Origin of the sequence: Rathayibacter sp. VKM Ac-2801 (assembly GCF_009834245.1) — a bacterium.
Taxonomy (GTDB): Bacteria; Actinomycetota; Actinomycetes; order Actinomycetales; family Microbacteriaceae; genus Rathayibacter.
Genome location: NZ_CP047183.1, coordinates 2,555,151 through 2,570,969 on the forward strand (window position 1 = coordinate 2,555,151; position 15,819 = coordinate 2,570,969).

Genomic DNA, 15,819 nt, shown 5'->3' on the forward strand with positions numbered 1-15,819 from the left:
GCCGGGCCTGCAAGGCCCTTCCGCGCCGGGCGTCAGGGTGCCAGCGTGGGCACATGGCCGACTCTCCCGCTCCGTCCCTCCTGCCCGTTCCCGAGCACAGCTGGATCGCCCGACCCGCCGACGCCGAGCTGACCCAGGACACTCTCGACACCGTCGACGCCTGGTGGCGGGCCGCGAACTACCTCGCGGTCGGGCAGATCTACCTGCTCGCGAACCCGCTCCTGAAGACCCCGCTGAGCCGGGAGGACATCAAGCCCCGCCTCCTCGGCCACTGGGGCACCACCCCCGGTCTCAACCTGATCTACGCGCACCTGAACCGCGCGATCCGCGAACGCCGCCAGCCGACCCTCTACATCACCGGGCCCGGCCACGGCGGACCGGGCATGGTCGCCAACGCCTACCTCGACGGCACCTACAGCGAGATCTACTCGCACATCGACGAGTCGGAGGAGGGGCTGCGCCGCCTGTTCCGCCAGTTCAGCTTCCCCGGCGGCATCCCCAGCCACGCCGCTCCCGAGACCCCGGGCAGCATCCACGAGGGCGGAGAGCTCGGCTACGCGCTGAGCCACGCGTACGGAGCGGCCTTCGACAACCCGGACCTCCTGGTCGCGGCGGTCGTCGGCGACGGCGAGGCCGAGACCGGCCCGCTCGCCACCAGCTGGCACTCCAACAAGTTCGTGAATCCGCTCACCGACGGCGTCGTCCTGCCGATCCTCCACCTCAACGGCTGGAAGATCGCGAACCCGACCGTCCTCGCCCGCATCCCGCAGGAGGAGCTCGACAGCCTCCTCCGCGGGTACGGCCACGAGCCGTTCCTCGTCGAGGGAGGCTTCGACGGCGAGGACCCGATGCGCGTGCACGAGCGGTTCGCCGACGTCCTGGACACCGTGCTCGACCGCATCGCGGCGATCAAGGAGCGCGCCGCCGCCGGCGACCTCTCGCGCCCGGCGTGGCCGATGATCGTGCTGAAGACCCCGAAGGGCTGGACCTGCCCGACCGAGATCGACGGCGTTCAGGTCGAGGGCACCTACCGCTCGCACCAGGTCCCGCTGCCCAACGCCCGCGACACGGAGGCGCACACCCGCCTCCTCGAGGACTGGCTCCGCTCCTACCGCCCCGAGGAGCTCTTCACCGAGGACGGCGGCGTGGTCGACCGCGTCCGCTCGCTGGCCCCCGAGGGCGAGCTGCGGATGAGCGCGACCCCGCACGCGAACGGCGGGCTGCTGCGGCAGACCCTCGACCTTCCCGACTTCCGCCGCTACGAGGTGGTAGTGGAGCAGCCGGGCGGCACCGTCGCGGAGGCGACGAAGGTGCTGGGCGAGTGGCTCGCCGACGTCATCCGCGCCAACCCGACCAACTTCCGCCTGTTCGGGCCGGACGAGGTCGCGAGCAACCGGCTGCAGTCCGTCTACGCCGCCACCGACAAGCAGTGGGACGCCGAGCTCAGCCCCCTCGACGACCACCTGGCCCGCGCCGGGCGCGTCATGGAGGTGCTCTCGGAGCACCAGTGCCAGGGCTGGCTGGAGGGCTACCTGCTCACCGGCCGCCACGGGCTCTTCACCTGCTACGAGGCGTTCATCCACATCATCGACTCGATGTTCAACCAGCACGCGAAGTGGCTGGACGGCACCCGTGACATCGAGTGGCGCCGCCCGATCGCGAGCCTCAACTATCTGCTCTCGAGCCACGTCTGGCGCCAGGACCACAACGGCTTCAGCCACCAGGACCCCGGCTTCATCGACCACGTCGTCAACAAGAAGCCCGAGGTCGTCCGCGTCTACCTGCCCTTCGACGCGAACACGCTCCTCTCGACCTACGACCACTGCCTCCGCAGCGTCGACTACGTCAACGTGGTCGTCGCGGGCAAGCAGCCCTCGCCCCAGTGGCTCACGATGGCGGAGGCGGTCGCGCACTGCACGCGCGGCCTCGGCATCCTGGAGTGGGCGAGCAGCGAGCGGCAGGGCGAGTCCCCGGACGTCGTGCTCGCCTGTGCGGGCGACGTGCCGACCCTCGAGACCCTCGCGGCGGTGAGCATCCTCCGCGAGAAGCTGCCGGACCTCGCCATCCGCACGGTCAACGTCGTCGACCTGATGCGCCTGATGTCGGAGTCGGAGCACCCGCACGGCCTCTCCGACCGCGAGTTCGACGCGATCTTCACCCCCGACCGGCCGATCGTGTTCGCGTACCACGGCTACCCGTGGCTCATCCATCGCCTGACCTACAAGCGGACCGGCCACGGCAACCTGCACGTGCGCGGGTACAAGGAGAACGGCACCACCACCACGCCGTTCGACATGGTGATGCTCAACGACCTCGACCGCTACTCGCTGGTGATCGACGTCATCGACCGGACCCCCGGCCTCGGCGCCCGCGCCGCCGGTCTCCGCCAGGAGATGCAGGACGCCCGCATCCGCGCCCGCGCCTACACCCGCGAGCACGGCGAGGACCTCCCCGAGGTCGCGAACTGGACCTGGGCCGGCGAGCGCTCCGGCAACGCCAGCGCCAACACCGGCAACGACAACGAGTAGCGCTGGGCAGCAGACCACGCCCCACTGCTGACGGGTCGCAGTCGTGCCGCTGGCAAGGCGGAGGAGGGAGCGATACCGGCGGTATCGCGACCGACGACAACGCCGCCAGGGACGCGACTGCGGCCCGTCAGGCTGCGGGGGCCAGGTAGTCGTCCCAGTCGGGCTGCGTCCGCTCCGCACCGCGCACGAGCCAGGAGCCGGCGCGCGGCATCCGGGGGACGGTGCGCAGTCGCCAGCCCATCTCGTGCGGGGTGCGGTCGCTCTTGACGTTGTTGCAGCGCTGGCAGCAGGCGACGAGGTTCTCCCACGTGTCCCGGCCGCCGCGGGACTTGGGCTGGATGTGGTCGATCGTCGCCGCGTGCTGACCGCAGTAGCCGCAGCGGTGGTTGTCCCGGCGGAGCACGCCCCGGCGCGAGACCGGCACGCTCCGGCCGCTCGGGATGCGCACGTACCGGGTCAGCACGATCACCGAGGGCCGCACGTGGTCGCCGTGCGCGCTGTGCACCGGATTGCCCTCGTCCGCGGCGATCACGGTCGCCTTCTCCGTCATCAGCAGGACCAGGGCCCGCTTGAACGACACCACCGCGAGCGGCTCGTAGCCGGCGTTGAGAACAAGAGTGCGCATCAGTGACCTCCGTGCTGTCGCACGCCGCCCCGCGGGGCCGTCGCGACCACGAGCAAGGGCGCCGTCGTGATGACGGCGCCCTGCGAGGCCGCGGCGGAGTGCCGCGCGATGACGTGGAGTCGTATCCGCGTGTCGGAGGAGTGCACCGCCGCGGCGAGGACCCGCGCGCGTAACGAATCGGCCGACCGCACGCGCGAGCGCAGCCCCACGCTGTGGCGCCCGCTCCGCTCGGCCATCCCGGCACTCCGTCCCTCGACGAATCGATCCGCTCGCCACGCGAGCGGACTGGGGTTCAGGTTAACCCTTCACGCCCGGAACACCAGGGGTCGGTCCGGATTCGTCACGCGGCGTTCACACGGCGGGACGACGAGAGCCCGCCCCCTCCAGGAGGGGACGGGCTCTCGAGCGGATCGACCGGGTCAGCCGTTGATGCGCACGATCCGGTAGTCGGAGGTCCACAGCGGCTGCACGCGGACGCTCGCGCCCTCGTACGGCGCGTGCAGGATGTTGCCGTTGCCCGCGTAGAAGCCGTCGTGACCGTCCATGATCACGAGGTCGCCGGGCTGCGCGTCGGCGAGCGAGACGGGGGTGCCCATGGCGCCCTGACCCGCAGCCGAGTGCGGCATCGAGATGCCGTACTGCGCGAAGACGTACATCACGAAGCCGGAGCAGTCGAAGCCGCTCGGGTCGGCTCCGCCGAAGACGTAGGGCACACCCTGGTACTGCATCGCCGTGTCGAACACGGCCGAGAGGCTGTAGCTGGTGGTCGGAGCGGCGGCCGCGATCTCGCTGGCCGAGGCACCGGAGTAGGAGTTGAACTCCTCGGCGGTCTCGGCGCGCGCCTCGGCGACGTCGCTCGTGTCGACGACGGGCTCGACCACGACGGGCTCGGGCTCGGGGGCGGGCGGCGGCGGCGCGGCCTCGGCGGAGAAGCCGTCGCGCGCGATCGCGGCCTGCACCACTCCGCCGTCGACGGCGACGGTCTGAGCGGAACCCTGGCGGAGGAGGTCGGCGCGCGACGCTGCGAACAGGCCGTCGTCCTGGCTGCCCGGAGTGAAGGCGTAGGCGGGGAGCGCCATGGTCGCGACCAGCGCGCCGGCGAAGCCGACCATCGCGACCTTGCCGACGACCCGGCCCCGGCGCTTGCGCGGGGTCCCGGCCGGCGACGGCACGAAGTCGGTGATGTCCGCACGGCGGGCGGGAGCCGCGGGAACGGCGCGACGGGAGACGGGTGCGTCCCCGTGGATCCGGGCGCGGATGACCGGGGGCCGGTTCTCGAAGGTCGCGTCGCCGGAGCGGTCGGGGTGGTTGGAGCGGAACCGGTCGGGTGAGCCGGCGTCCTCGTTCGGGGTGAGGGGGTTCTGGGGCAAGGGGGAGATCCTCCGACGTCCCCTCAGCCCAGGCAGCTGTCCCGTCTCATGCACGAAGCATCGGTGTGCACAGGATCCGAGACGGGTGTGGGGGCGTCGGATCCCGCGCCCTGGGACCGAGGCTCGGCCGCAGGGCTCCACAGAGCGTAAGCGACCGTTACCGATTTGTCACCTTCTCGGCGGGAAGAGACCGCTCTCCCATTCGCGCCCGGTCACCGGGTGCGGTAAGGGCGCATGCGGTCCGCTCCCAGGAAGGCGCGGATCAGACGACGAGGAAGATGTGCGCCGCGACCTCGTTGGGCAGCTCGATGCCCGCCTCGGCTCCGTCGATGCGGGCGAGCACGTAGCCGTTGAGGGCCGAGAACTCGCCCTCGGCACCGGGGACGACCCCGGCCTGCTTGAGCTGGAGGAGGAGCTCCGGATCGACCTGCGCCGGCTCGCCCAGGCGCCGCACGACGCCTCGGCGCGGTTCGCTCGACCCGGCGACGAAGCGCGGCAGGCTGATGACGCCGTCGGCGAAGCGGGAGGCCGGGGTGTCGCCGAGCTCGTCCAGGCCCGGGATCGGGTTGCCGTAGGGCGACTCCGTCGGGTGGTCGAGCATCTCGAGGAGACGGCGCTCGACCTGCTCGCTCATCACGTGCTCCCAGCGGCAGGCCTCCTCGTGCACGAACTCCCAGTCGAGCTTGATGACGTCGTGGAGGAGCCGCTCGGCGAGGCGGTGCTTGCGCATGACGTGGATCGCTTTGCGGCGTCCGTCGGAGGTGAGCTCGAGGTGGCGGTCGCCCGAGACGACGACGAGGCCGTCGCGCTCCATGCGCCCCACGGTCTGGGACACCGTCGGCCCGGAGTGGCTGAGCCGCTCCGAGATGCGCGCGCGCAGAGGGATGATGTTCTCCTCCTCGAGCTCGAGGATGGTGCGCAGGTACATCTCGGTGGTGTCGATCAGATCCGTCATCTCAGCCTTCCCGTCTCGGCGCGCTCCACCCTAGTGGTCGTCACGACGCAGCATCGGCGCTGCGGCACGACGCAGGCCTCCGTCGCTCGGAGGAGGGGTGCGGGCCGGGAACCCTAGTATTAACGCATGCCGGACCTCACCATTCCTCGCGAGCTGCTCCCCCACGACGGACGGTTCGGCTGCGGCCCGTCCAAGGTGCGGCACGACCAGCTCGCCCACCTCGCGACGCAGGGCGCGCACCTCCTCGGGACCTCGCACCGCCAGGCACCCGTCAAGGACCTCGTCGGCCGCGTGCGCGAGCACCTCGCCACGCTGTTCCGCATCCCCGAGGGCTACGAGGTCCTGCTGGGCAACGGCGGCTCGACCGCCTTCTGGGACGCCGCCGCATTCTCCCTCATCGAGCGCCGCGCCGAGAACCTCACCTTCGGCGAGTTCGGCCAGAAGTTCGCGGCCGCCGCCTCCGCGCCGTTCCTCGAGCCGGCCCACGTCGTCGCCGCCCCCGCGGGATCGCGGAGCGAGGTCGAGATCGTCGAGGGGATCGACGTCTACGCGTGGCCCCACAACGAGACGAGCACCGGAGTGATGGCCCCGGTCCGCCGGGTCCGCGGTGACGAGGGCGCGCTCACCGTCATCGACGCGACCAGCGCGGCGGGCGGCATCGACGTGGACATCGCCGAGGCCGACGTCTACTACTTCGCCCCGCAGAAGAACTTCGCCTCCGACGGAGGCCTCTGGTTCGGCCTCTTCTCCCCCGCCGCGATCGAGCGGATCGAGCGCATCGCGGCGAGCGGCCGCTACATCCCCGAGTTCCTCAGCCTCAAGAACGCCGTCGACAACTCGCGCCTGAACCAGACCCTGAACACCCCGGCCCTCTCGACCCTCCTGCTGATGGAGTCGCAGCTGGACTGGATGAACGCCTCGGGCGGCCTGGCCTGGGCGTCGGCGCGCACGGCCGAGTCCTCCTCCGCGGTCTACGACTGGGCCGAGGCCTCGAGCCTGGCGACCCCCTTCGTCGAGGTGCCCGAGCACCGCTCCCAGGTCGTCGCGACCGTCGACTTCGACGCCTCCGTCGATGCCGCTCTCGTCGCGAGGATCCTCCGCGCGAACGGGATCGTCGACACCGAGCCGTACCGCAAGCTCGGCCGCAACCAGCTGCGCGTGGCGACGTTCGTCGCGATCGAGCCGGACGACGTCCGCTCGCTGCTCGGCTGCATCGACCACGTCCTCGAGCGCGTGGCGGTCTGAGGCGCTCCATGCGGCTGTGGCTGCGCGAGGAGGAGCGGCGGCCCGCGCCGCCGCCCTCCGCGAGCGACGACGCGACGGCTCTGCTGGTCGGGTGCGTCGCCTGGGCCGTCGCCCTCGTGGCCGTGCTCGTCGCGTCGTTCGTCGGAGCCGTCGTCGAGCCGGCCGTCCTGTCGACAGTCGTGATCGGACTGGTCCTCGGCACGATCGGACTGTTCTACAGCCGCAACCGCCGCTAGAGCGCGTCGGTCTCCATCCGGAGCCCGGTGCCGTCGGCCTCCAGCTCGAGGCGGACGCGCAGTCCGGTGAACTCGGAGAGCCGCCCGATGTGGGTGCCGCCGCAGGCGATCGCGGCGTCCCCGGCGGGGAGGGTGCAGCGCCACGTCCGCCGCGTGCTGAGCAGATCGTCGTCGCGCTCGATGCGCACCTGCGCGTCCGAGGCGATCCAGTCGGCCAGGAGGGCGTCGATCCGCTGTTGCACCTCCCGGATCTCCGCCTGCAGGCGGGCGGTGTCCATCCCGCTGCGTCGGAGGGACTTGCCGAGGCGGTAGACGTCGGTGGAGCCGGACTCGCGGATCCGCGAGGTCTCGATCGCCGCCTGGTCGAAGTCCGGGTTCCCGAGGGCGTCGGTGCGCGCCGGCTTCGACCAGAAGGAGGCCAGCGCGGCGTTCAGGGCGAGGGAGGCGAGGTGGCAGGCGGTGTGCCCGCGGGAGAGCTCGCGCCGGTGCTCCGCGTCGACCTCGACGTCGACCTCGTCGTCCGCGTGGAGTGAGGAGGCGTCGTCGACGACGTGGACGACGACGAAGCTCCACTCCGGAGTGCCGAGCCGCGCCGGGAGCCGCTGGCCGACGTGCAGCTCGCCGCCCTGCCACGCCCCGATCCGGCAGTCGAGCAGGGGCAGCCGCTCCCCCGCCACGACCAGCGCACCGCGGTCGGGCCCCTGGTCGGGCCAGGTCGGGTCGACGGGGTGGGCAGCGGTCGCATCGAGGACGACCGCCCAGCGGCCGTCCTCCAGGGTCCCCACGTGCTGCACGCGCCCGGAGGAGCGCACGGCGCCGTCGGGATAGGCGATGCGGGTGTCGGAGTCGATGCTCATCGGGCGGCGCCGGACCGGATCAGCGGCGACGGCGCCGGCGACGGGTGGTCGGGGCGGGAGCGGGCTCGACGCCGTCCGAGTCGTCCTCGTCGGAGTCGTCCTCGTCCGAATCGTCGTCGTCCGAGTCGTCGTCCGAGTCGTCCTCGTCGTCGGAGTCGTCCTCGTCCGAGTAACCCTCGTCGTCCGAGTCCTCGTCCTCGTCGTCGGAATCGTCGTCCTCGTCCGAGTCGTCGTCCTCGTCGTCCTCGTCGTCGAGATCCTCGTCCTCGGCGTCCTCGAGCTCGTCATCGTCCGCGTCCTCGACCTCCTCGCCGAGCGCGTCCTGCGCGGTCTGGTAGTCGGCGAGACGCACGGACCACGGCACCCAGTCCGGAGCGAGGACCGCGCCCTCGCCCGGCAGCAGCTCGACCTCGAGCACGTTCACGTCCTCGGTCTCGTCGATCCGGGACAGCGTCGCCGTCCACAGCCACCCCGGGTACCCGCGCGCGAGGTTCGCAAACTGCAGCGACACGACGTGCTCGCCCTGCGCCAGAGTCGTCACCAGCTCGCCGATCGTCCCCTCGGGGGCGATCTCGGCGAGCGCCGAACGGGCCACGTCGAGAGACCCGGCAAGCACCTCGTCCGCCTCGTAGACGGGCTCGGGAGCCTCGTCCGCCTCTCCCGTGGAAGCGTCGTCGTCGGCCGGAGCCGTGTCCGCTGCCGATGCGGCATCGGCGTCGGTCGCGTCCTCGGGACGGTCGTCGGCAAGGGAAGCCGAGTCATCAGCAGAAGCCGCATACTCCGAGGACGCGGTCTCACCAGGCGCCCCGATCTCCGAGGAAGCGGTGTCAGCAGGAGCCGGGTCCTCAGCTGAAGCCGTGTCCTCGCCGGAATCCTCCGTCTCAGCGGAGACGTCCTCGGCCGGAATCATCTCCTCCGCAGAGGCGGAGTCCTGCCCGGGAGCCTCGGTCATCGGAAGGGCAGCGTCGCCCTCGGCCGTGCCGGACGGAGCCTCGTCGACGAGAGCCGACGGGTCAGCGGGGACCGCGTCGTCGGCTCCGCTCGCGTCCTCGGCGGCGGACCTCTCGGCAGGAGTCGTGTCCTGCTCGGCGTCGGCCTCGCCCTCTCGCGAAGGCTGCTCCACGGGAGCGTCCTCCGGGGTCGGAGCGGTGACGGTCTCCTCGATCGAGCCGTGCTCGTCGGTCGTGCCGTCGGTGTCAGGCATCCAGCTCGTCCGCAACCCGGCGCAGGAGCGCCGCGATCGTGCGCCCGTGCGCCTTGTCGGGGTAGCGGCCGCGCTTGAGCCCGGCGCCGATACCGTCGAGCAGCTTGACCGTGTCCTCCACGATCACGGACATATCGTCCGCGGACTTCCGGTTGAGCTTCACCAGGCTCGGCGGGGCGTCGAGGACGCGCGCCGAGAGCGCCTGCGCCCCGCGCTTGCCGTCCGCGATGCCGAACTCGAGGCGGGTGCCGGCCTTGACCGCGGTCCCGGAGGGCAGCGCGGAAGCGTGCAGGAAGACCTCCTGGCCGTCATCAGTGCTGATGAAGCCGAAGCCCTTCTCCTCGTCGTAGAACTTGACCTTGCCGGTAGGCATGCAGACCCCTCCTGGAAATGAAGCAGCCATCAGTTTAGTCGACCGGGGCCGCCCTATCCTTGACGGGTGAAGCCACAGGAGCCGGCGGGCATCGGACGCGCGGAGCGCACGCTCGCCTACATGTTCATCGCGATCATCGTCGTGACGGTCCTCGCGTTCCTCGCGATCCTGGTCGCCCCCGCGCTCGGCATCCGCGAGTACACCGGCCCGTTCTGGCAGTTCGTCTTCGCCGTGCCGCTGGTGGGCCTGCCGATAGCGTTCCTCATGATGATCGCGATGCTGATCGTGGGCGTCCGGCGGCGCCGCGCGCAGTCCTGACCGGCCGCGCTCTCCTCCCGCCGCACCGCCTCCCATCCGGCGTTCCGCGCCGCCGAGCCCGCACCGAGCGCCCGGACAACCGACTCCCAGACTCCGTACAGCCGACGGCCAGATACTGTCCTGCATGGACGGACCCCGCATTCTCATCGTCGACGACGAGCCCAACATCAGAGACCTGCTCACCACGAGCCTCCGCTTCGCCGGCTTCGCCGTGCGAGCGGTCGGCAACGGGGCCCAGGCGATCTCGGCGGTCCTCGAGGAGGAGCCGGACCTGATCATCCTCGACGTGATGCTCCCGGACATGAACGGCTTCGGCGTGACCAAGCGCCTCCGCTCGGCCGGGTACACCTCCCCCATCCTCTTCCTCACCGCGAAGGACGACACCGAGGACAAGATCACGGGCCTCACCGTCGGCGGCGACGACTACGTCACCAAGCCGTTCAGCCTCGATGAGATCGTCGCGCGCATCAAGGCGATCCTCCGCCGCACGATGCACGCCGAGGAGGACGCGGTCATCCGGGCCGGCGAGCTGACGATGGATCAGGACACACACGAGGTCCTCGTCGGCGACGAGCCGGTGGAGCTCAGCCCCACCGAGTTCAAGCTGCTCCGCTACCTGATGCTCAACCCGAACCGGGTGCTCAGCAAGGCGCAGATCCTCGACCACGTCTGGGAGTACGACTTCAACGGCGATGCGGGCATCGTCGAGTCCTACATCTCCTACCTGCGACGTAAGCTCGACACGCATTCGGAGGAATCGCTCATCCAGACCAAGCGAGGATTCGGATACATGCTGAAGGTCGCGAAGGCCTAGCCTCCGCCACCTCGGCGCCACCTCCTGTCGGAGGCGCGGCGCCCGCCGATCCCGAGGGAGTTCCACCGCCATGCACCAGGGTCTGGCCGAGCGGTGGAACTCCATCTCGTTGCGCACGAAGATCACCGCCGTCACGGTCCTGCTGCTCACGCTGGGACTCCTCGTCTCCGGGATCGGGACGATGACGATGCTGAAGCCGCAGCTCGTCGCGCAGCTCGACGCGCAGCTGGCCGATCAGGTCCAGCGGACGGCGAGCGACCTCTCGGTCAACGACCTCGCCGCGATCGACGAGTCCAAGGCCGACTTCGGCGCCGTCTACGACCAGTACGGCACTCTCGACAACACGAACGCGTCCGGCGCGGCCGATCCCGCCTTCCCGCAGACCTTCACCCTCGAGCAGGCGCTGCAGGGCGGCGACAAGCCGATGGAGATCTGGAGCTCCAACGGCAAGGTCGAGTACCACGTCATGTCGACGGTGTTCACGAGGGGCACCGAGTACCAGACGCTCCTGCTCGCGGTGTCGACCCGCAGCGTCGACGTCATCATGACGACGTACCTCACGATCTTCCTCGGCTTCGGAGTCGCGATCGTCGTGATCGGCGCGCTCCTCACCCGCCTGCTGGTCACCACCACGTTCGCGCCGCTGCGCGAGGTCGAGCAGACCGCCGCCGCCATCGCCGACGGCGACTTCAGCCAGCGCCTGGACGGCACGACGCCCAACACCGAGGTCGGGCGCCTCAACCGCTCCCTGAACGCGATGCTCGGGCGGATCGACTCCGCCTTCCGCGACCGCGCCCGCACGATCGACCAGATGCGCCGCTTCGTCGGAGACGCCAGCCACGAGCTGCGCACCCCGCTGGTCTCCGTCCGCGGCTACGCCGAGCTGTACCGGATGGGCGCTCTGCAGACGCCCGAGGCCGTCGGCCAGGCGATGGAGCGCATCGAGAAGGAGGCGATCCGGATGGGCGGCCTGGTCGAGGACCTCCTCGAGCTCGCCCGCCTCGACGAGACGAAGCCGCTCGCGCTCGCCCCGGTCGACCTGATGCCGCTCGCCCGCGACGCCGCGATGGACGCGATGGCCTCCTGGCCCGACCGCGACTTCGGCGTCGAGACCCGCGACGACACCCCCGTGGAGACCCCTGCCCTCGAGGCCGACGAGGCCGGCGCCTCCGCCACGCAGACCATGGAGCTGACGAACCCCGGGCTCACCGGCCCGATCGCTGCGGCAGGAGCGCGGCTCGCCCGTTTCCGCCGGCGTCCGCGCCGGGTCAACGCCGAGGAGATCGCCGCCGGCACCGCCACCGCGCCCGAGGAGCCCGGCGTGCCCGCGATGGTGATGGCGGAGGAGAACAAGATCCGCCAGGTCCTCACGAACCTGATCGGCAACGCCGTCCGCTACACGCCCGAGGACACTCCGATCGAGATCGGCGTCGCCGTCGACCGCTCCCGCCGCCTCGCCCTGCTGGAGGTCATCGACCACGGTGAGGGCATCCCGCCGCAGATCCGCGAGAAGATCTTCCAGCGCTTCTGGCGAGCGGACACCTCGCGGACCCGCGAGACCGGCGGCAGCGGTCTCGGGCTGGCGATCGTGTCCTCGATCGTCGCCGCGCACAAGGGCCGCGTCGACGTCGTCGAGACGCCGGGCGGAGGCGCGACCTTCCGCGTCGCGCTGCCGCTGCTCACGGTCGGCCAGAACGGCGAGACCTCCCCCGCCTCGGTCTGATCCGCACCGCGGCCCGTCTCCGTCGGGACCGCTCCGGTCCGCGCTCCCCTGTCGACGTCCGCGGGCGGCACGGATCGGTCGATCCGAGCCCGGTGGCCTGATGCTCCCGCCGCTCTGCCGCCCACGGCAGGCTGTTCGCTACCGACGGGCCGGTCGGCCGCGAGTCCGCCCGGAGCGCTGAAGACGCGGAGGAGAACCGCTCTCGAGACGGGGACGGTGGGGTCGGGCCGGGACCACCTGCCCCGGTGCTCCCCTGCTGCTCGCTCACGTGCACTCTGAAAACGCCGAAGGCGGCTCCCCCGGAGGGGAACCGCCTTCTGCGTGATGGGGCCTGGACTAGAAGTCCATGCCTCCGGTGGGGTCGCCGCCCGCGGCGACCGGGTTCTTCTCGGGCTTGTCGGCGACGACGGCCTCCGTGGTGAGGAAGAGACCGGCGATCGACGCCGCGTTCTGCAGAGCGGAGCGCGTGACCTTGACCGGGTCGATGATGCCCGCGGCGATGAGGTCGACGTACTCGCCGGTCGCGGCGTTGAGGCCGTGTCCGGTGGGCAGCTCGCGGACCTTCGCAGCGACGACGCCGGGCTCCATGCCCGCGTTGAGGGCGATCTGCTTGAGCGGGGCGTCGATGGCGACCTTGACGATGTTCGCGCCGGTCGCCTCGTCTCCGACGAGCTCGAGCTTCTCGAAGGCGAGCTTGCCGGCCTGGATGAGGGCGACGCCACCACCGGCGACGATGCCCTCCTCGACGGCGGCCTTCGCGTTGCGCACGGCGTCCTCGATGCGGTGCTTGCGCTCCTTGAGCTCGACCTCGGTCGCCGCTCCGGCCTTGATGACCGCGACGCCGCCCGCGAGCTTCGCGAGGCGCTCCTGGAGCTTCTCGCGGTCGTAGTCGCTGTCGGTGTTCTCGATCTCGCCGCGGATCTGCGCGACGCGGCCGGCGATGGCCTCGGCGTCGCCGGCACCCTCGACGATCGTGGTCTCGTCCTTGGTGATGACGACCTTGCGGGCCGAGCCGAGCAGGTCGAGGGTGACGTTCTCGAGCTTGAGGCCGACCTCCTCGGAGATGACCTGGCCGCCGGTGAGGATCGCGATGTCCTGGAGCTGCGCCTTGCGACGGTCGCCGAAGCCGGGAGCCTTGACGGCGACCGACTTGAAGATGCCGCGGATCTTGTTGACGACCAGGGTCGCCAGCGCCTCACCGTCGACGTCCTCGGCGATGATCAGCAGCTGCTTGCCCGCCTGGATCACCTTGTCGACGACGGGGAGCAGGTCCTTGATGTTCGAGACCTTGGAGTTGACGATGAGGATGTAGGGGTCCTCGAACACCGCCTCCTGGCGGTCGGGGTCGGTCACGAAGTACTGCGACAGGTAGCCCTTGTCGAAGCGCATGCCCTCGGTGAGCTCGAGCTCGGTGCCGAAGGTGTTCGACTCCTCGACGGTGACGACGCCCTCCTTGCCGACCTTGTCGATCGCCTCGGCGATGATGGCGCCGATCTCGGGGTCCGCGGCGGAGATGGAGGCGGTCGCCGCGATCTCCTCCTTGGTCTCGATCGCCTTCGCGCCGGCGATGAGCTCGGCGGTGACGGCCTTGACGGCCTTCTCGATGCCCTTCTTGAGGCTGATCGGGTCGGCGCCGGCCGCGACGTTGCGCAGGCCCTCGCGGACGAGCGCCTGAGCGAGGACGGTCGCGGTGGTGGTTCCGTCGCCGGCGACGTCGTCGGTCTTCTTGGCGACCTCCTTGACGAGCTCGGCGCCGATCTTCTCGTACGGCTCGTCGAGCTCGATCTCCTTGGCGATGGAGACGCCGTCGTTCGTGATGGTGGGAGCGCCCCACTTCTTCTCGAGGACGACGTTGCGGCCGCGCGGGCCGAGGGTCACCTTGACCGCGTCGGCCAGAGTGTTGAGTCCACGCTCGAGGCCGCGGCGGGCTTCTTCGTCAAAAGCAATGATCTTGGCCATGTGTGTTTCTCGTCCCTCCCGGACGTCGTGAAATGTCTGTGCTGGCACTCGACCGGAGCGAGTGCCAAGGTCGATTCTGGCACTCGCGGTGGACGAGTGCAAGCGACCGGCACGCGCTCCGACACGAAGGAGCCGCCGCCCGCACGAGGCGGACGACGGCTCCCGGGAGGCTCGGCGGTCAGGCCGGGCGGACCGATTCGGCCTGGGGGCCCTTCGACCCCGTGCCGACCTCGAACGCGACCTGCTGCCCCTCCTCGAGGACCTTGTACCCCGACATGTCGATCGCGGAGTAGTGGACGAAGACGTCCTGTCCGCCGCCGTCGACCGTGATGAAGCCGTAGCCCTTCTCAGCGTTGAACCACTTGACGGTTCCGTTCGCCATCTCTGTACTCCCCAGTGCTGTGATGCCCGCGGCACGAGCGATGTGCTGGTGCCTGGTCAGGAATACTAATCCGACGATCGGGCCCGGAAGGGGCTCGGAAGGGCCTCGCGGTGAAGAGTTGCCCGGGATTCAACACGGAGGAAACGTGCCCGTAACAGAGGGCCCCGATCAGCCCTGCTCGGAGGCGTAATCGGCCCCCAGGACCACGACGACGGAGCCCGTCTCGACGAAGTCCTGAGAGAGCAGGACGGTCCCCGTTCCGAGCGAGTCGACCAGGCCGCGCGCGGCGCCCTCGAGAGCCGGGTCGGTGTAGTAGACGGTCGTCGCCGCGATGTCCTCGGTGTTCGCGTTCGCGACGGTCGGGACGCTCCAGCCGGCCGTCGTCAGGGCGTCGCCGGCGCTGGCGGCGAGTCCGACGGTGGCGGTGCCGTTGAGGACGGCGACAGCGAGATCGGGATCGAGCGTCGCGGCGGCGGTCGGAGTCGCCTCGGCGGTCGCGGTGGCCGGGGTGAAGACGTCCGTGAACTGCACCCGGTCGTCGATGACCAGCAGCCCGATGAAGCCGAGCAGGACGATGACTCCGGTGGCGAGCGCGGCCCACGCCAGCGCGACGGCACGGGCGTGAGGGGCCGGCGGCCGGCGGTGGGCGCCGACGCGCGCCTCCGTCGCCGGGATCTCGTCGAAGCGGTCTCTCGGGTGCGTGTTCGACATCGGGGGTACGGCCGGCCTTCCGTTGGTGGACTCGAGCAGCTCGTCTACTCGAGGCGCCCGAGGCGTCGCGAGGCGCGGGCGCCGGCGCGCTGGTCGCGGATGCGCTGCAGCCGCGTGACGAGCATCGGGTCGTGCGCGAGGGCGGCCGGAGAGGCGAGCACCGCGCTGAGCACCTGATAGTAGCGGGCGGCCGAAAGTCCGAACTGGGAGCGGATCGCGTCGTCCTTGTCTCCGGAACGGGCGGTCCACTCGCGCTCGAAGGCGAGCACCCGCAGCTCGCGCTCGGACAGACCGGTGCCCGGCCTCGGGTCCGTCGTCCTGCTCATCCCCCCAGGGTAGGCAGGCGCGCCGCCACCGCCGGGGAGGCGCTCCGGAAGCGGAACGACCGCGCCGCAGTGTCACGGCGGAGAGTCTCCTCCACAGCCCGCGGAGGCGGAATGGAGCCGTCGTCCCGGGGGTTGGACCAGGTGGAGGGGCGCGACCGCCCCCGTACACTGACGAGGATTCCTAGGGAGACCC

16 protein-coding genes are annotated in these 15,819 nt (G+C 70.8%); 6 read left to right on the forward strand and 10 right to left on the reverse strand.

From position 1 onward, the window contains the following. Positions 1-53 precede the first annotated feature (53 nt). Positions 54-2,528: a phosphoketolase family protein gene (locus tag GSU45_RS11795; RefSeq protein ID WP_159915183.1), complete on the forward strand. Its 2,475-nt coding sequence runs from the start codon at positions 54-56 to the stop codon at positions 2,526-2,528. 127 nt (positions 2,529-2,655) lie between these two features. Here the strand turns inward: GSU45_RS11795 and GSU45_RS11800 are convergent, their stop codons facing one another. The 3 genes from GSU45_RS11800 to GSU45_RS11810 all read right to left on the reverse strand — a co-directional run bounded on the left by GSU45_RS11800 (position 2,656) and on the right by GSU45_RS11810 (position 5,478). Beyond that, entirely contained in the window at positions 2,656-3,153 is a 498-nt protein-coding gene (locus GSU45_RS11800) for an HNH endonuclease (protein WP_104224608.1), read from the reverse strand. 419 nt (positions 3,154-3,572) lie between these two features. Further along, the gene (locus tag GSU45_RS17135; protein WP_244248110.1) at positions 3,573-4,523 is read right to left on the reverse strand and encodes a C40 family peptidase; all 951 of its coding nucleotides are present in this window, start codon (positions 4,521-4,523) and stop codon (positions 3,573-3,575) included. A 262-nt stretch (positions 4,524-4,785) separates the two neighbouring features. After that, the gene (locus tag GSU45_RS11810; protein WP_104224606.1) at positions 4,786-5,478 is read right to left on the reverse strand and encodes a metal-dependent transcriptional regulator; all 693 of its coding nucleotides are present in this window, start codon (positions 5,476-5,478) and stop codon (positions 4,786-4,788) included. 126 nt (positions 5,479-5,604) lie between these two features. Here GSU45_RS11810 and serC point away from each other — a divergent pair, with 126 nt between their 5' ends. Together serC and GSU45_RS11820 are read left to right on the forward strand one after the other, a co-directional pair. Continuing rightward, positions 5,605-6,723, forward strand: coding sequence for a phosphoserine transaminase (gene serC / locus GSU45_RS11815; RefSeq protein WP_159915185.1), 1,119 nt, complete (start codon positions 5,605-5,607; stop codon positions 6,721-6,723). A gap of 8 nt (positions 6,724-6,731) precedes the next feature. Next, the gene (locus GSU45_RS11820) at positions 6,732-6,959 is read left to right on the forward strand and encodes a DUF2530 domain-containing protein (RefSeq protein WP_159915187.1); all 228 of its coding nucleotides are present in this window, start codon (positions 6,732-6,734) and stop codon (positions 6,957-6,959) included. Here the strand turns inward: GSU45_RS11820 and GSU45_RS11825 are convergent. From GSU45_RS11825 to GSU45_RS11835, 3 genes are read right to left on the reverse strand one after another with little or no spacing between them, the layout of a single operon-like run. After that, positions 6,956-7,816 (reverse strand): metal-dependent hydrolase, encoded by an 861-nt coding sequence (locus GSU45_RS11825; RefSeq protein WP_159915189.1) that lies wholly within the window; start codon positions 7,814-7,816, stop codon positions 6,956-6,958. The genes GSU45_RS11820 and GSU45_RS11825 overlap by 4 nt on opposite strands. A gap of 19 nt (positions 7,817-7,835) precedes the next feature. Next, entirely contained in the window at positions 7,836-9,020 is a 1,185-nt protein-coding gene (locus GSU45_RS11830) for a DUF3027 domain-containing protein (protein ID WP_159915191.1), read from the reverse strand. Continuing rightward, positions 9,013-9,393: a cold shock domain-containing protein gene (locus GSU45_RS11835; RefSeq protein WP_104224602.1), complete on the reverse strand. Its 381-nt coding sequence runs from the start codon at positions 9,391-9,393 to the stop codon at positions 9,013-9,015. Before GSU45_RS11835 ends, GSU45_RS11830 begins: the two co-directional genes overlap by 8 nt. Before the next feature lie 66 nt (positions 9,394-9,459). Here GSU45_RS11835 and GSU45_RS11840 point away from each other — a divergent pair, with 66 nt between their 5' ends. The 3 genes from GSU45_RS11840 (at position 9,460) to GSU45_RS11850 (ending at position 12,248) form a co-directional block, all read left to right on the forward strand. Further along, the gene (locus GSU45_RS11840; protein WP_244248111.1) at positions 9,460-9,711 is read left to right on the forward strand and encodes a hypothetical protein; all 252 of its coding nucleotides are present in this window, start codon (positions 9,460-9,462) and stop codon (positions 9,709-9,711) included. A 124-nt stretch (positions 9,712-9,835) separates the two neighbouring features. After that, entirely contained in the window at positions 9,836-10,525 is a 690-nt protein-coding gene (locus GSU45_RS11845) for a response regulator transcription factor (protein ID WP_055787731.1), read from the forward strand. Between the two features lie 70 nt (positions 10,526-10,595). Next, the gene (locus GSU45_RS11850; protein WP_159915193.1) at positions 10,596-12,248 is read left to right on the forward strand and encodes a HAMP domain-containing sensor histidine kinase; all 1,653 of its coding nucleotides are present in this window, start codon (positions 10,596-10,598) and stop codon (positions 12,246-12,248) included. A gap of 336 nt (positions 12,249-12,584) precedes the next feature. Here the strand turns inward: GSU45_RS11850 and groL are convergent, their stop codons facing one another. The 4 genes from groL to GSU45_RS11870 all read right to left on the reverse strand — a co-directional run bounded on the left by groL (position 12,585) and on the right by GSU45_RS11870 (position 15,626). Then, positions 12,585-14,207 carry a chaperonin GroEL gene (gene groL / locus GSU45_RS11855; RefSeq protein ID WP_104224600.1) on the reverse strand — a complete coding sequence of 541 codons (1,623 nt, stop codon included), beginning with the start codon at positions 14,205-14,207 and terminating at the stop codon, positions 12,585-12,587. Between the two features lie 178 nt (positions 14,208-14,385). Continuing rightward, entirely contained in the window at positions 14,386-14,589 is a 204-nt protein-coding gene (locus GSU45_RS11860) for a cold-shock protein (protein WP_104224599.1), read from the reverse strand. Positions 14,590-14,757: 168 nt separating this feature from the next. Further along, positions 14,758-15,300 carry a LytR C-terminal domain-containing protein gene (locus GSU45_RS11865; RefSeq protein WP_159915195.1) on the reverse strand — a complete coding sequence of 181 codons (543 nt, stop codon included), beginning with the start codon at positions 15,298-15,300 and terminating at the stop codon, positions 14,758-14,760. Between the two features lie 44 nt (positions 15,301-15,344). After that, positions 15,345-15,626 (reverse strand): DUF3263 domain-containing protein, encoded by a 282-nt coding sequence (locus GSU45_RS11870; protein ID WP_104224597.1) that lies wholly within the window; start codon positions 15,624-15,626, stop codon positions 15,345-15,347. Positions 15,627-15,819 lie beyond the last annotated feature (193 nt).

Bases quoted from the DNA above. Each gene is read 5' to 3' on its own strand.
- GSU45_RS11835 (WP_104224602.1), bottom strand. From the start codon at position 9,393: ATGCCTACCGGCAAGGTCAAGTTCTACGACGAGGAGAAGGGCTTCGGC.
- GSU45_RS11850 (WP_159915193.1), top strand. From the start codon at position 10,596: ATGCACCAGGGTCTGGCCGAGCGGTGGAACTCCATCTCGTTGCGCACG.
- GSU45_RS11825 (WP_159915189.1), bottom strand. From the start codon at position 7,816: ATGAGCATCGACTCCGACACCCGCATCGCCTATCCCGACGGCGCCGTG.
- GSU45_RS11845 (WP_055787731.1), top strand. From the start codon at position 9,836: ATGGACGGACCCCGCATTCTCATCGTCGACGACGAGCCCAACATCAGA.
- groL (WP_104224600.1), bottom strand. From the start codon at position 14,207: ATGGCCAAGATCATTGCTTTTGACGAAGAAGCCCGCCGCGGCCTCGAG.
- GSU45_RS11810 (WP_104224606.1), bottom strand. From the start codon at position 5,478: ATGACGGATCTGATCGACACCACCGAGATGTACCTGCGCACCATCCTC.
- GSU45_RS11865 (WP_159915195.1), bottom strand. From the start codon at position 15,300: ATGTCGAACACGCACCCGAGAGACCGCTTCGACGAGATCCCGGCGACG.
- serC (WP_159915185.1), top strand. From the start codon at position 5,605: ATGCCGGACCTCACCATTCCTCGCGAGCTGCTCCCCCACGACGGACGG.
- GSU45_RS11820 (WP_159915187.1), top strand. From the start codon at position 6,732: ATGCGGCTGTGGCTGCGCGAGGAGGAGCGGCGGCCCGCGCCGCCGCCC.
- GSU45_RS11860 (WP_104224599.1), bottom strand. From the start codon at position 14,589: ATGGCGAACGGAACCGTCAAGTGGTTCAACGCTGAGAAGGGCTACGGC.
- GSU45_RS11795 (WP_159915183.1), top strand. From the start codon at position 54: ATGGCCGACTCTCCCGCTCCGTCCCTCCTGCCCGTTCCCGAGCACAGC.
- GSU45_RS11870 (WP_104224597.1), bottom strand. From the start codon at position 15,626: ATGAGCAGGACGACGGACCCGAGGCCGGGCACCGGTCTGTCCGAGCGC.
- GSU45_RS11830 (WP_159915191.1), bottom strand. From the start codon at position 9,020: ATGCCTGACACCGACGGCACGACCGACGAGCACGGCTCGATCGAGGAG.
- GSU45_RS11800 (WP_104224608.1), bottom strand. From the start codon at position 3,153: ATGCGCACTCTTGTTCTCAACGCCGGCTACGAGCCGCTCGCGGTGGTG.